The 13,921-nt window shown below is 59.0% G+C and carries 11 protein-coding genes; 1 reads left to right on the forward strand and 10 read right to left on the reverse strand.

All coding sequences use genetic code 11. The features are described 5' to 3' along the window. Positions 1-26: 26 nt before the first annotated feature. The 7 genes from ACP3RB_RS07490 to ACP3RB_RS07520 form a co-directional block, all read right to left on the reverse strand. The gene (locus ACP3RB_RS07490) at positions 27-845 is read right to left on the reverse strand and encodes a transporter substrate-binding domain-containing protein (RefSeq protein ID WP_314644949.1); all 819 of its coding nucleotides are present in this window, start codon (positions 843-845) and stop codon (positions 27-29) included. Between the two features lie 270 nt (positions 846-1,115). Then, entirely contained in the window at positions 1,116-1,961 is an 846-nt protein-coding gene (locus ACP3RB_RS07495; protein ID WP_426698937.1) for a transporter substrate-binding domain-containing protein, read from the reverse strand. 98 nt (positions 1,962-2,059) lie between these two features. After that, positions 2,060-3,220, reverse strand: coding sequence for a trans-sulfuration enzyme family protein (locus ACP3RB_RS07500; RefSeq protein WP_426698938.1), 1,161 nt, complete (start codon positions 3,218-3,220; stop codon positions 2,060-2,062). Positions 3,221-3,529: 309 nt separating this feature from the next. Beyond that, positions 3,530-4,681: a trans-sulfuration enzyme family protein gene (locus tag ACP3RB_RS07505; RefSeq protein WP_049346545.1), complete on the reverse strand. Its 1,152-nt coding sequence runs from the start codon at positions 4,679-4,681 to the stop codon at positions 3,530-3,532. Positions 4,682-5,171: 490 nt separating this feature from the next. Further along, positions 5,172-6,176, reverse strand: a complete 1,005-nt coding sequence (locus ACP3RB_RS07510; RefSeq protein WP_426698939.1) for an Abi family protein — start codon at positions 6,174-6,176, stop codon at positions 5,172-5,174. Between the two features lie 338 nt (positions 6,177-6,514). Then, positions 6,515-7,021, reverse strand: coding sequence for a CoA-binding protein (locus tag ACP3RB_RS07515; RefSeq protein WP_012904274.1), 507 nt, complete (start codon positions 7,019-7,021; stop codon positions 6,515-6,517). Beyond that, a complete protein-coding gene (locus ACP3RB_RS07520) occupies positions 7,021-8,496 on the reverse strand; it encodes an O-acetylhomoserine aminocarboxypropyltransferase/cysteine synthase family protein (RefSeq protein WP_308561514.1) in 1,476 nt (491 codons plus the stop codon). The genes ACP3RB_RS07515 and ACP3RB_RS07520 overlap by 1 nt, the downstream gene beginning before the upstream one ends. 376 nt (positions 8,497-8,872) lie before the next feature. Between ACP3RB_RS07520 and ACP3RB_RS07525 the strand changes: the two genes are divergently transcribed. Continuing rightward, positions 8,873-10,489, forward strand: coding sequence for an ATP-binding protein (locus ACP3RB_RS07525; protein ID WP_426698940.1), 1,617 nt, complete (start codon positions 8,873-8,875; stop codon positions 10,487-10,489). 139 nt (positions 10,490-10,628) lie between these two features. On the opposite strand, the gene ACP3RB_RS07530 is transcribed toward ACP3RB_RS07525, so the two are convergent. From ACP3RB_RS07530 to ACP3RB_RS07540, 3 genes are all read right to left on the reverse strand, one after another. After that, complete coding sequence (locus ACP3RB_RS07530; protein ID WP_426698941.1) at positions 10,629-11,549, reverse strand: YwqG family protein; 921 nt, start codon at positions 11,547-11,549, stop codon at positions 10,629-10,631. A gap of 41 nt (positions 11,550-11,590) precedes the next feature. Continuing rightward, complete coding sequence (locus tag ACP3RB_RS07535; protein WP_426698942.1) at positions 11,591-12,502, reverse strand: YwqG family protein; 912 nt, start codon at positions 12,500-12,502, stop codon at positions 11,591-11,593. A 312-nt stretch (positions 12,503-12,814) separates the two neighbouring features. Then, on the reverse strand, positions 12,815-13,837 hold the full coding sequence (locus ACP3RB_RS07540; RefSeq protein WP_426698943.1) for an ABC transporter substrate-binding protein: 1,023 nt from the start codon (positions 13,835-13,837) through the stop codon (positions 12,815-12,817). Positions 13,838-13,921: the final 84 nt, after the last annotated feature.

Here is a 13,921-nt window from a genome sequence, read left to right on the forward strand (position 1 = left end):
ACGGAACTCAGCTCCTTTAGAAAGTATTAGTTCTTCGGTGAGAGGTCTTCGCCCACGTACTTCTCGTAAATCGCCTTGATGTCACCGTTCTGCAGGTGCTTCTTCAGCGACTCGTCGATAGCGTTACGCAGGGCGTCCTGGCCCTTAGCCATCAGGATGGAGGAGTTGCTGCCGGTGCCCAGGTCACCGGAGAGCAGGCGCAGGTTAGCGTCCGGGTGCTCCTTGAAGTACTCAGCGAAGGATACGGAGTCGTTCGCGGTCATCTCTGCACGACCCGAGAGGACCTGCTCGATAGCCTCATCAAAACCGGAAACAACCACGATCGAGGCGCCCTTCGCCTCCACCATCTTGCGGAAGTTCGAAGTCTCAGACTGCGCCGAAGAGTGGCCGGAAATCTCGCTCACGTTCTGCAGGGAAGAATCCTTCTTCACGGCAACCTTCGGCTCGGAGTACAGGTAGGGTACGGAGAAGTCGTACTTCTGCTTACGCTCGTCGGTTGCAGACACGTTGTTGATGACGATGTCGTAGCGGTCAGCGTCCACACCGGCAATCAGCGAATCCCAGGGGGTCTCAACAAATTCTGCGGTGACACCCAGGTCCTTAGCGACCAGGTCGGCGATTTCCTTCTCGAAACCGACCAGGGTGCCGTTCGAGTCGTGGAAGGAGAAGGGGCGGTAGGTGCCCTCCAGGCCCACACGGATCTTGCCGGCAGACTTGATAGCCTCCAGCTTGTTGGTGCTGGATGCGGTGCTGCTGCTGGACGAGCCGCACGCTGCGAGCAGTGCAGCCAGGCCGGTGAAGGCGGTGCCTGCGAGGACGGTGCGACGGTTAATCATTGCGGACATGTTGTTCTTCTTTCGTGTGCTGGTCGATGCTCTTCTAGTTGCGGGTTGTCACCCTGAGGTAACCCGGGGGCATCATGCGGTGTGCCCCTCTCTGCGGGTGCAACGCTGGCTATCCTACAGCTATTCCTGACGGGAAAGAATTCAACGTAACATTCCGTCATATTCTCTCATCGGTGCAGGATAAGCCACGGAGACATCAACCACGACGCAATTTCAGAAGTCCTGGCGGGTGAGCCCTTTCCGGGCCCCTTCCGAGCCTTTCACGAAAGCTTAGGAGGTGGGGCTCAAGTCCTCGCTCATATGCTTCTCGAAAATTGCTTTGAAGTCGCCGTTGCCCAGGTGCTTCTTGATGGAGGCGTCAATCGCATCCTTAAGCGCGGTCTGGTTCTTGGGCAGCAGAACGGCGACGTTGGTGCCGGGGCCGACCTCACCCTCCAGCAGGCGCAGGTTGGCGTCCGGGTGCTCCTTGAAGTACTCGGCGAAGGACACGGAGTCGTTGGCGGTCAGCTCGGCGCGGCCGGTGAGCACCTGCTCGATGGCCTCGTCGAAGCCGGTGACTTCGATGATGGTGGCGCCGCGTTCCTCCACGAGCTTGCGGTAGTTGCTGGTGGCGCTCTGGGCGGCGCTATGGCCGGAGATTTCGGAGGCGTTCTTTAGGCTCGAGTCCTTCTTCACGCCCACGCGGGCACGGGAGTGCGCGTAGGGCACGGAGAAATCGTACTTCTTCTTACGTTCCTCGGTGGGTGCCACGTTGTTGAGCACGATGTCGTAGCGGCCCGCGTCCACGCCGGCAATCAGCGAGTCCCAGGGGGTTTCGATGTACTCGGCGGTCACGCCCAGGTCCTTGGCGAGGGTCTCGGCGATGTCGTACTCAAAACCGGCGAGCTTACCGGAGGCGTCGTGGTAGGTGTAGGGGCGGTAGGTACCCTCCACGCCGATGCGGATTTTGCCTGCGGACTTGATGGACTCCAGCAGGTTGGAGGAGCTCTGTGCGGAGCCTGCGCTGGAGCCGTTACCGCCGGAGCAGGCGGCGAGCAGGCCGGTGGTTCCGGCGAGGGCCGCGCCCAGTAGCAGGGAGCGTCGGTTCAGCACGGCGGAGGTGTTGAGAACGGTCATTCTTGGTTCCTTAATCTACGTTGATGCGTGGTGTGAAAGTTGAAATCTGCGGTATGGACCGGCGACGTTCGCCATCGGTATGAACCGGCGGCACGAACCTAGCCGGCGAAGGCGGCCTTCAGACCAATCTCCAGGGCCGCGGTGAGGTCCTGGACATCCTCAATGCCGATTGCCAGGCGCACGAGGCGGTCATCCACGCCGAACTCATCGCGATGCTCCTGTGCGTAAGCCCCGTGCGTGGTGTGCGCGGGCAGGCTCACGAGCGATTCGATACCGCCCAGGCTCACGGCGTTAACGAAAATGGGCAGGGCGCGGGCGAAGGCCTGTGCATCCCCTCCCTCCGCAAGTAGCAGCGAGAATACGGAACCAATACCGCGGGCTTGGCGTGACTGAATCTCGGCCTGCTCCTCGGAAGAGCTACCGGGGTAGAAAATCTGCTCAACCTCGGGGCGGGCGGATAGAAAATCGATGAGCTCGCGGGCGTTCTGCTGCTGGCGTTCCAGGCGCAGAGCCAGGGTTTTCACATCCTGCAGCAGACGGTAGGAGTCAATCGGGGGCAGTAGGGCTCCGCTGACAAGCTGGCCGCGGTGCAGCTGAACCGCAAGATCGGAATCGTTCGTGGCGGCCACACCGGCGAGTAGATCCGCGTGACCGGCAAGGAACTTAGTGGCAGATTGCACGGTGATGTCCGCGCCAAGCTCCAGGGGACGCTGCAGGTAGGGGGTCATGAAGGTGTTGTCCACGATCAGCAGGGCTCCGTGGCGGTGCGCCAGCTCCGCAATAGCGGCAATGTCGGTGACCTGCAGGGTGGGGTTCGTGGGGGTCTCCAAGAAGACGGCCTTCACATCGGGGGTGAAGTCATCATCGGAGAGAACCGAAAAATCACTGATGAAGCGGGTCTTCACGGCGCGCTTGGGCAGCTCAGTCGTAGCAAAACGGTAGGTTCCGCCGTAGGAGGGCATGCCCAGCAGCAGGGTATCGCCCGCCTCCAGAACGCCGAGGGCTGCGGCGGTAGCGGCCATACCGGAAGGGTACGCGTAAGCGTGCGCGGCACCTTCGAGCGCGGCGAGGGTCGCCTGCAGGTCGTCACGTGTGGGGTTGGCGCCGCGCTGGTACATGTAGGTGGTGTCCTCACCGGCGGTACCGAAGGTGCTAGCCAGGTAAACCGGCGGCACGGAGGCATCGTAGCGGGCATCGTGCACAGCGTGAATTGTGCGGGTGGTAAAACCGGTCGGTTCGAGCTGGTTCTGCTGGCTCATGGTGGTTCTCTTCCGTTCGGGCTACCCCGAAGGGTGGCGTAGCTGGTATTCGTCGTGTATCCGAGATTTACCCTACCCGCATTTTTTATGCCGTTCTAACCCCGCGTCACGGGGGTTAATATGTTCACGCAACGTCATATAAAAATGCAGTGAGGGTGCACAAAATACCCGAATCAAAAACATTCTTTTACATTGAAAGAAATACGTTAATCCGGGTATTTTGAGTAATTATTATGGGTGACATTACACCGCGTATTTGGGGCACCTCGAATCACGCGATACGGTCGTGCGGTGCCTCATGTTCAGGGACTATGCCTGATGCGCCAGGGCTGCGGTCAGGCCGCGCTCCAAATCCTCGATAATGTCCTCAATCTCCTCGATGCCGATGGCCAGGCGGATGAGGTTGTCGCTCACGCCGTATTCGTCGCGGTGCGCCTGCGTGTAGGCGGCCTGCACCATGAGCGCGGGACGAACCACCAGCGACTCGATACCGCCCAGGCTCACCGCGTGGGTGAAAATCTTCAGGGCTTCGAGGAAGGCGGGCAGGTCTGCGCCGTCCACCAGCTCCATGGAGATGAGCGCGCCCAGGCCGTTCGCCTGGCGGGCGTGCACCTGCGCCTCATACTCGCTGTGCGAACCCGCGTAGAGCACGCGCTTCACGGCGGGGTGCGCCTCCAGGTAGTTGATGACCTCGATGGTGTTCTTCTGTTGCTGGGTCAGGCGCAGCTTGAGGGTCTTGACCTCCTGCAGCAGGCGGTAGGAGTCAGTGGGCGAAAGCATTGCGCCGGTAATCATCTGCAGGTGCCAGAGGCGCTCGGCGAGCGCGTCATCGTTGGTTGCGGCGACGCCTCCGAGTAGGTCGGCGTGGCCGCCCAGGTACTTGGTGGCGGACTGCACGCTGATGTCTGCGCCCAGGTCGAGGGGCTTCTGCAGTAGCGGAGTCATAAAGGTATTGTCGACAACCACGATTGCGCCGTTGCGGTGCGCGATTTCGGCGATGGCGGCGATGTCGCTCACGCGCAGCAGCGGGTTGGAGGGGCTTTCCAGGAAAACCATGGTCACATTATCTGCGAAGTCCTCGTCGGTGAGGGCCGTGAAGTCGCCGATGAAGCGGGTCTTGACGCCGCGGGCGGGCAGCTCAATGGTTGCGAAGCGGTAGGTGCCGCCGTAGGAGGGCATGCCCAGCAGCAGGGTTTCGCCTTCCTTGAGGATGCCGAGGGCGGCAGCGGTGGCGCCCATTCCAGAGGGGTAGGCGAAGGCGTGCTTGGCGCCTTCGAGGGTTGCGAGCGTGGTTTCGAGGGCCGCGCGGGTGGGGTTGCCGCCGCGCTGGTAGTCGTAGGGGCCTTCGGTGCCGTCACAGGGCTGGGCGTAGGTGGTGGTCGTGTAGATCGGAGGCAGGATGGAGCCGTACGGGTTGTCGCGGTCCGTGGTGTGAATTGCCTTCGTCGTGAATCCGGTCATGCTGTCCTCGGCTAAGGTTGGGCATTGAATGCGGGGATAAATACACTGCTAGCTTAGGGCTCTTTTGGGGTACTGACTAGTTTTTTCTTTTCTGTGACCGAGTGACTTTTTATGACCGAAAAACGGCGTTATATTTCGACATTTTAGACATATATTTCGTCATATTTCGCGTGAAAAGGCCCGGCGGTCGGTACGCGTGTGTGCTGTGTACCGGCCGCCGGGCTCCACACTAGGATACCGGTTCAGCACCCCAGAACATAGAGGTAAGGTTTACCTCAAAGCTAAACCGCCCTCCACAAGGGGCGATGCTGCGCCCTCAATCTCGCCCACAACGCACCGAATGCTCTGCTGGGCACTACATTAGGCGCTATATCGGGCATAAATAGAAGGAGGGGCGTACCCGGGAATCACCCCGGGTACGCCCCCCTCTCTTAGTCCCATAAGAACACCGGCACCATAATGTGAGACACCTGCAGAACTGTAGCCGTTTTTAGAAGATTTTCTGCGAACCTACGCCAACGCAGTAGCTCTCATTCTGCTCCACTAAAGCTTTTATCGCTTTCCATGCCTCCCTCTGACGACGGGTGTTTCCCTGCAAAAGAGCAACGTTAGCGAAGCTAACCAACATACCTTTCGGGTCCGCCTCGCGGAGATCCTTAGCAAAAATTTTAGGCTTTGCAGAAGTATCAGTCGTTGGCATCATCCAGAGGCGAGAACCATGAGCTACACGGTTTCTTAGAGTGGTCAGAGACTTAAGACGACCCTCAAAGTGCTTATGGTTCACCCCCATATACTCTGCGGTCTTTTTGTAGAGCAGCAACTTTTCAGCTTCCCCAGACTCAGCGGAGGTTTCTGAAGCATAACTTTGGACCACTGCGTGGGAGAGAAGTCCCAAAGAAAATGAATCAACAACAGCCCACAGGGGAAGCTCTTTCTGCATCATCTCTCGAAGCGCCTCAACATCTTCCCAGTCTTCCAAGCTTTCAGAGGGATTTTTAGAGGAACTTTTAGCGCAAGATTTCCACCACTCCTCAATACGCTCACGAACATACGGTTCACGGTATCGCAGGATATGCCGCATCATATCTTTAATGAGCGCATCTACTGGCCTGTCCTGATTCATGCAGATATATGCATCCGGGTTGAGATACTCATGAGGACCACGATAAGTGCAAAATACGTCCACCCATGCAGCTCGAATCGCCTGTTCGCTCTGCCTCATGTATCCGTACAAGAGAGAAGAGACCGCCACATCCATACGCACAATATCTAAAACATCTGAGATGTCTGGCTTCTTAGGCAGAAATCCCTCGTTCTTGTATTTGCTGTAATTACGAAAATATCCCAGAAGGTAGTGGAAATTAGAACATGCCAGCATGTCTCGGTCATCATCGCTCAGAGTCGTTCCCTGAGGAAAATACCCCTTGGCAATAAGGTATTTCCTCTGGTCTTCCAGTGAAGGCAGAAACACGCTTGATTCCTTGGGCAAAACCACTACTCTCCTTACTTCGGTTCGCCGTAGAACCGAACATAAAAAAGGACCCCCTCGAGATGCGCTTAGGTAAACCCAGAGGCGGAGGGGGGACTGTTACTACAACAATAACATTGGAGCTACGCGCTCTCAAGGAATCTGGGCGTTTTCCCTGATTACCTTATGCTTGCTTATCTCACTGTGCCAACATCATAGGCTGTGTCAGCATCAATAGAAGGAGGGGCACACCCGGGAATCACCCCGGGTACGCCCCCCTCTTTCAAACACTCACAAGTTCAAACGCTCACAAGCGCCTAATTTTTGTAATTACAAGCTACAGCGGCTTATACAGCACAGGCTGCTTACTTCGACAGCACCTGACGCTTCGAAGAAATCACGCCCGTATTGAAACCAGCCAGGTGCAGGCCACCGTGGAAACGCGCATGCTCAATCTTCACGCACTTATCCATCACCACGTTCAGGCCGGCAGCCTCACCAATCGCGGCTGCTTCCTCGTTCCAGGAGCCCAGCTGCATCCACACGGTCTTCGCGCCCAGATCCACAGCCTCCTGAACCACGCCCGGCAGGTCCTCATTACGGCGGAAAATCTCCACCAGATCCGGGACCTCCGGCAGGTCCTGCAGCGACGGGTACACCGGCTGACCCAGCACAAGCTTGCCCTTCGCAGCCAGAATCGGGTTCACAAAGTACAGCTTGTACGGCGACGCCGACTGCAGGTACGTCGCCACAAAGTACGAAGCACGCGAAATCTTATCACTCATACCCACAATCGCGATGGTGCGGGTGTTACGCAGAATGTTCAGACGCTCAGGGGCGGAAGGACCCACCCAGGTACGCTTCTCAGTCATTACTTTTCCTCCTGAGTGGTAGTAGGCAGGGAGCAGGATGCGCCAGCAGCAGCCTCAGCGGCGGCAGCGTCCTCGGCGGCAGCGTCCTCGGCGGCCTTAGCGGCGGCAACCGCCTCCTCAGCCTCCACAATCTTGTCTGCGCTGGACTCGCCCACACGCTCACCGGCGTGGTTCAGACCGGTCGCGTAGGTCAGCGCCTGGTCCAGGTCCCAAATAATGTCTTCAACGTCTTCCAGACCCACCGAAATACGGATCAGGTCCTCGCCAACACCACCAGCGGCCAGCTGCTCAGCGGTCAGCTGCTGGTGCGTGGTCGAACCCGGGTGCAGCACCAGGGTACGGGAGTCACCAATGTTCGCCAGGTGGCTTGCCAGCTGCAGCGCACCAATGAACTCGCCACCGACCAGGCGGCCGGACGCCTTCTCGGTGCCCTTGACACCGAAGGAGAACACGGAACCGACACCCAGCGGCAGCAGCTTCTTCGCGCGCTCGTGGTGCGGGTGGTCTTCCAGGCCAGCGTAGTTCACGTAGGCGATACGCTGATCCTCAACCAGCCAGGCGACAACCTGCTTAGCATTCGCCAGGTGCGCGTCCATGCGCTGCGGCAGGGTCTCAACACCCTGCAGCAGGTTGAACGCAGCCTGCGGGCTCAGCGACGGGCCGAAGTCACGCAGCTGCTCAGAACGCAGCTTGGTCAGGAAGCCGTACTCACCGAAGTTACCCCACCAGGACACACCGTTGTAGGAGGGAACCGGCTCGGTCATGGACGGGAAGTTGCCGTTACCCCAGTTGAAGCGACCGGACTCGACGACGATACCGCCGAGGGTGGTGCCGTGACCGCCCAGGAACTTGGTGACCGAGTGGATAACGATGTCCGCACCGTGTTCGAGGGGACGGATCAGGTAGGGGGTGGACAGGGTTGCGTCCACGACCAGGGGGATACCCGCCTCGTGTGCGACCTCTGCGAGGCCTTCCAGATCGGCAACCTCACCGGAGGGGTTCGCCACAATCTCGGTGTAAATCGCCTTGGTGTTCTCGGTCAGCGCCGCCTTGTAGTCGGCGGGATCGGTGCCGGGCACGAAGGTGGTCTCAATGCCGAAGCGGCGCAGGGACACGTCCAGCTGGGTGACGGTGCCGCCGTACAGCTGCGAAGAAGCAACAATGTGGTCGCCCTGCTGGCACAGAGCCGCGAAGGTGATGAATTCGGCAGCCATGCCGGAGGCGGTCGCTACCGCACCGATACCGCCTTCGAGGGAGGCGATGCGCTCCTCCAGCGCGGCGACGGTCGGGTTGGACAGGCGCGAGTAAATGTTGCCGTACTTCTGCAGGGAGAAGAGGTTCGCGGCGTCGTCAGCGTCTTTGAAGACGAAGGAGGTGGTCTGGTAGATGGGGACTGCGCGGGCACCGTGCTCAGCGTCGGGGGTGCCGCCCGCGTGTAGTGCGCGGGTGCGGAAGCCGAAAGTGTGTTCAGCCATTGGTTTGCTCCTGGTGTATCTGCCCGCCTGTGTGCGGGGAGTCGATAGTGGCTCGACTTTATACTGTGCCACCGGCGGCGGGGTGCACCAAGTGCGGGTACCTATATGTCGTTTATTGCGGATTATGACGGGGCATCATATCAGCCGTCATAGCAGAAGTTGTTATGACGGCTGATATGATGCACGGTCGAATAGACCGATAGAAATACCCGGTTTTAGCCTGCAAATCCGGGGTTTTTAAGATTCAAAGAATGATGAAGATACCGCATCATATCAACATCATCGCAGGATTATAACAACATCATGACAGAAATTGTTATGATGTTGTTATGACGTTGCTATGACGTTCACCAAGAAGTAGCCAACGGGAGCATGCATGGAAACCAACACCGCCGAACTCATCGAAAACCTACGCCGCAGTCAGGCTGAAAACGGACAGGTAGAAGTCAAAGCTGCAGCTGGCGGATTCCCCAAATCCGTTCTTGAAACCGTTAGCGCCTTCGCCAACGGCGACGGTGGCACCATTCTTCTCGGCCTCACCGACCCGGCAGAAGGTCTACAGTCGATTGAAGGTTTCAACGCGCAGGCAGTCCATGACGCATCCGTTGAGGCAATCCGTTCCAAGATCACGCCTCGACCCCCGGTAGACATTCACATTGAGGCGGTAGATATTGAGGCGGCAGAGGGCCAGCACCGTATCGTGCGCATCGATGTTCTCCCCGGCGACCCGACGCAGAAGCCCTACTACATCGAAGCACACGGCATGTATAACGGCTCCTACCAGCGTGTTGGAGAGGCCGATATTCGCCTGACTAAGTACGAGATTGACCGCCTCCTAGAGAACCGCAGTCAGCCCCGCTATGACGAGGAGCTGATTAGTGAGGCAAGCTTCAAAGACCTCTCCCCCACCCTTGTGAGCGCCTATGTCGCTCGCCTGCGCGAGGAGCAGCCTCGTGTTTTTGCGGCGCTTTCTGACCGTGAGGTTCTTCTGCAGGCACGCATTCTACGCATCGATTCTGAGGGCCGAGAAGTGCCCACTCTTGGAGCGCTTCTCGCCATGGGTTCATACCCGCAGGCATTCTTCCCGCAGCTGATGATGAGCGTTGTTGTTCTTCCCGGTGAAGAGCTTGGTGAGGTTACTGAGGACGGTCGACGTTTCCTCGACAATCACAGCTGTACCGGGCCTATCCCCTCCATGCTGGATGAAGCTATGGGCGTTCTGGTTCGCAATATGCGCAAAACGTCCACGATGGAGGGCCTCAACAGCAGCGGTATCGGGCGGGTTGAGCGCTACGAGTATCCACTGGAGGCTATCCGCGAGCTCCTGGTCAACGCTCTCATGCACCGCGACTACTCCCCTGGTGCGCGCGGCTCGCAGGTGCAGGTTGAGCTCTACACCAACCGCCTGGTGGTGCGTAGCCCGGGTGGTATTTACGGTGCTGTAACTATCCGAGATTTCGGTCAGCCCGGCGTTTCTTCAACCCGCAATAGCTACTTGGCAAGCATTCTGACTGACCTGCCCGACCCTGGGACAGGGCGGTTGATTGCAGAGAATAGGGCTTCCGGTATTCCCACGGTTCTGCGCGCGCTGAAGGATGCGGGTCTGCCCGCTCCCCAGTTTGCTGACCGTCTACTCTATGTGCAGGTCACTCTGATGCAGCCCCCGCAGGGTGTGTCTTCTAGGGAACAGAAGACCGCGCACGAGGATAAGACTCAGCAAGCAACCCATTCCGAAGGCAAACGTTCAGCCGACACCGCCGAACCGGCGGGGGCCGACGCGTCGCTTGACGGCCTCAGCGAACGCCAGGCCGGCATTGTGCGCGGCCTGCGTGCACAGGGCGAGGCGGTTTCCGCGGCGTTTATCCAGGAGCATTGGGGTCGGGGCGCTTCACGTACTTCCATTACGAATGACCTGCGCGATCTTATGGATGCGAAGCTGATTGTCCCGACGGCTCCGCCGCGTAGTAAGAACCGTAAGTATCGCGCTGTTTAGAAGTGCCCGAATAAAAGGTATATAAAAGGGGAGGGAAATAGAGCAGATATTCTCTATTCCCCTCCCCTGGTGTGCAGCTAGCCGAGTCAGTATCTAACCGAGGCGGCGTTGAAGGCAACCCCGGCTTAGCGGCAGGGCTTTAGCCGCAGGACCACTCAAAGACGACGTTGGTGAAGTCGCGGGCGGCAAGCGCCTCCGGGGTAATCAGCCAGTTCGCCGAACCGGCATCACCCCACATGATCTCAATCTCCTCGTCTTCGTTCTCCTCATTCTCCGATTCAGAGACGATAGTCAGCAGGTTCACCGTGTGGCCGCGCAGCTCCTTGAACTCTTCACGCGGGTCATTCTGCACGAAGAACGGGTATCCGCCCACATGGGAGTACTCTTCCTCCGACTCAAAAGGCTCCGTCAGCTCGTAGAGGGCTTCGCGGCGTGCCTGGTTCTTGTACGGGTTCTCGTGCGCTTCGGGCAATTTCTCGTCCGGGTAGATTTCATCCCACTTCGCACCAAAAACATCGTAGTAGTCGTAGCCGGAGGCGGTCACACCCTGCTCGCGCACCTCAAAGGTCATGCCGTATTCAATTTCGAGCGGGCCGCTCTCACAGTCGAAACCGCCAATGGGCCAGCCGCCCTCGTCCCAGTCCACGTTGGGGAACGGAGCATCCGGGTTCGGCTCACCCAGAGTCTCGTAGTAGATAACGCGGAAGTTCTTCTGCGAGGTTGGGTTCTCATAATCAAAACCCCACAAGCATTCTTCGTCGTTCGGGTCCATCCAGAACTGCAGCAGACCGGTGGCGGGGTAGAAATCGTTCTCGGGCAGCTCAGCGCAGTTAATCTGCGCAATCATGCCCAGCGGCTCACCCTTCTCGTTGGTCGGCGCAGACTCCCCGGCAGGCAGGTAGGGGCGGCCACCAAACTTGGAGGCAGTCTGCGGCAAAGGTTCGGCGGGAACGAAGGGCTTCAGCGCGATAGCCTTCTTGCGGGCGCCTTCCTGGTTGAGCAGGTCGATAACGTGCTTCGCCTGCTTCTCGATGTCCTTGAACGGCTTGTTGTCGAGCATCTTAGATTCTCCTCATTGATGATGTGAAAGTAGTACGGTGCCTAGCTGCAAGCCCACTCAAAGACGACCTGCGAGAAATCGCGGGCGGCAAGCGCCTCCGGGGTAATCAGCCAGTTCGCTGCACCGGCATCACCCCACATCACGTACACGCCCTCATCAGCGTCCTCGCCCCACTCCGACTCGATGGTCAGCAGGTTCACCGTGTGGTCGCGCAGCTCCTCGAACTCGTCGCGCGGGTCGTCCTGCACAAACGAAGGGTAGCCGCCGATATGCGAGTAATCCCTCTCCTCCGATTCGAAGGGCTCCAGCAGGTTGTAGGAGGCGTTATCGCGTGCGTTCGGTTCCTCGGGAAGCTTCTGGTCCGGGTACATTTCGTCCCAGGCGTCAGCGAACTGGTCGTAGATTTCGAAGCCGCCGTCCAGGAAGCCCTGCTCCCAGGTCTCGAAGGCGAGGGCGTACTCGGTGGTCGCCTCGGAAACGCCCTCGCCCTCGGGGCCCAGAGGCCAGCCGTAATCACCCCAGTCAACGGTCGGGAGGGGAGTCGAGAACGGCGCATCCGGATTCGGCTCACCCAGAGTCTCGTAGTAGACGACGCGGTGATTCTTCTGCGAGAGCGGGTTCTCGTAGTCGTAACCCCACATGCATTCTTCGTCGTTGGGGTTAATCCAGAACTGCAGCAGACCGGTCGCCGGGTAAATGTCATTCTCGGGCAGGTCAGCACAGTTAATCTGCGCGATCATGCCCAGCGGCTCACCCTTCTCGTTGGTCGGCGCAGACTCCCCGGCGGGCAGGTACGGACGGCCACCAAACTTGGAGGCGGTCTGCGGCAGCGGCGCCTCGGGGCGGGTCACTTTGAGGCGGATTGCTTGCTTGCGGGCGCCACGATCGTTGAGTGCGTCGATGACGCGGCGTACCTGCGCCAGGGTCTCTTCGGAGGGCTTATTCTTCGGCATTACGTGCTCGTTTCGTCGGTGAATTAATCGGTGTGGAAGGTTCGGTGTGTCAGGCGCGGGCAACGGTACCGCTGCGCCTTCTACCCCCATTAGACCCTATTTCGGGCGGGCGTGCACCGATTCCGGTCACGAGTGCATCCAGTGGGTAAAAAAGCAGGTACACAGCACGCAGAAAACAAGTGCGTGCGCACAGAAAGCCCCGCCTTCTCACCCTCATGCGCGGGCATGAGAGGCAAGAATGCGGGGCTTCCCAGTCATTCTCAGTGGAACTCAGTGGTTCTCAGCGATTCTCTACATGAGACAATGAAAGACCTAAAGCGCCTTCTCGATGGTCTCCAGAACACCAAGCGCGGCAGCCGGGCCAGCGTTCAGGAAGAACATGTCAGAATCCACGCTGTGCGCGTGCTTCTCGGTGACAGCCTTGAGGGTGCTCCACAGTGCCTCACCGGTCAGCTTGGACTCGTCGCCGCCCTGCACACCGTAGAACAGGTAGTCGCCGTCAGCCTGGTCAAGCTGCTCGGAGCTCAAGTCGATGGAGGTCTTCTCAACCTGCGCAGCTGCGGGACGTGCCAGGGACGCATCCGCGCAGATGGAGCCCACGAACGAGGACTTCGCGAAGATGCGGGTGCGGTCAGCGGAAGCGTACAGGAAGGAGAAGGTCTTCTCGCTACCAGCCTTCTGACCGACCGACTTCGCCTTGGAGGTGTACTCCTCCATGAGCTTCTCAGCCTTCTCGGTGGTGCCCAGCGCGGCGGCAATCAGCAGGAAGTCCTGCTTCCAGTTGATGCCGGTGCCCTCGGTGACCACGGTCGGCGCAATCTTGGCGAGGGACTCGTACAGCTCGTCCTTCTTGTTGGTGTTGTTGATGAGGATCAGGTCGGGCTTGAGGTTTGCGATGGCTTCAAGGTCCGGGTCGGTGCGCTTGCCGACCTTGGCGATCTTGGCGAGCTCGGCGGACTTATTGGAGAACTTGGTCTTCAGGTAGGCGGGGACCAGGTCGGCGTCACCGGCGGTTGCTGCGCCAACAGGCACGACGCCAAGGGAGAGCACGCCGTCGAGCTGACCGGTGGAGAGAATCACGACCTTGGAGGGGGCGGATTTGATGGTGGTTTCACCGCGGAAGTGCTTGACGGTGCGGGGGAATTCGCCGTCAACGGTGGTGGTGCCCATGCCGGAGGGCAGGGCGGAGGGTGCAACCTTCTTACCGGTCGCCGAAGCGGACGCGGAGGAGGAAGAGCCGGAAGTGTTGGAGGAGCCGCAAGCCGCCAGGGCGAGGGCGCCGAAGGAACCGAGTGCGAGTGCGCCGAAGGAGCGGCGGGTGATCTTGTTCGTCATATTTGCCATTTTATTAGGATAACCTCATATATGCATATGCGATACTTAATAATCATCTATTGATACGTTAAGCATCCTCCGCCC

Source organism: Rothia mucilaginosa, from assembly GCF_049990865.1.
In the GTDB taxonomy this organism is placed as follows: Bacteria; Actinomycetota; Actinomycetes; order Actinomycetales; family Micrococcaceae; genus Rothia; species Rothia mucilaginosa_I.

What these genes read in the sequence shown, in the direction of transcription:
- ACP3RB_RS07490 (WP_314644949.1), bottom strand. Translation starts at nt 845, where the DNA reads ATGTCCGCAATGATTAACCGTCGCACCGTCCTCGCAGGCACCGCCTTC.
- ACP3RB_RS07495 (WP_426698937.1), bottom strand. Translation starts at nt 1,961, where the DNA reads ATGACCGTTCTCAACACCTCCGCCGTGCTGAACCGACGCTCCCTGCTA.
- ACP3RB_RS07500 (WP_426698938.1), bottom strand. Translation starts at nt 3,220, where the DNA reads ATGAGCCAGCAGAACCAGCTCGAACCGACCGGTTTTACCACCCGCACA.
- ACP3RB_RS07505 (WP_049346545.1), bottom strand. Translation starts at nt 4,681, where the DNA reads ATGACCGGATTCACGACGAAGGCAATTCACACCACGGACCGCGACAAC.
- ACP3RB_RS07515 (WP_012904274.1), bottom strand. Translation starts at nt 7,021, where the DNA reads ATGACTGAGAAGCGTACCTGGGTGGGTCCTTCCGCCCCTGAGCGTCTG.
- ACP3RB_RS07520 (WP_308561514.1), bottom strand. Translation starts at nt 8,496, where the DNA reads ATGGCTGAACACACTTTCGGCTTCCGCACCCGCGCACTACACGCGGGC.
- ACP3RB_RS07525 (WP_426698940.1), top strand. Translation starts at nt 8,873, where the DNA reads ATGGAAACCAACACCGCCGAACTCATCGAAAACCTACGCCGCAGTCAG.
- ACP3RB_RS07530 (WP_426698941.1), bottom strand. Translation starts at nt 11,549, where the DNA reads ATGCTCGACAACAAGCCGTTCAAGGACATCGAGAAGCAGGCGAAGCAC.
- ACP3RB_RS07535 (WP_426698942.1), bottom strand. Translation starts at nt 12,502, where the DNA reads ATGCCGAAGAATAAGCCCTCCGAAGAGACCCTGGCGCAGGTACGCCGC.
- ACP3RB_RS07540 (WP_426698943.1), bottom strand. Translation starts at nt 13,837, where the DNA reads ATGACGAACAAGATCACCCGCCGCTCCTTCGGCGCACTCGCACTCGGT.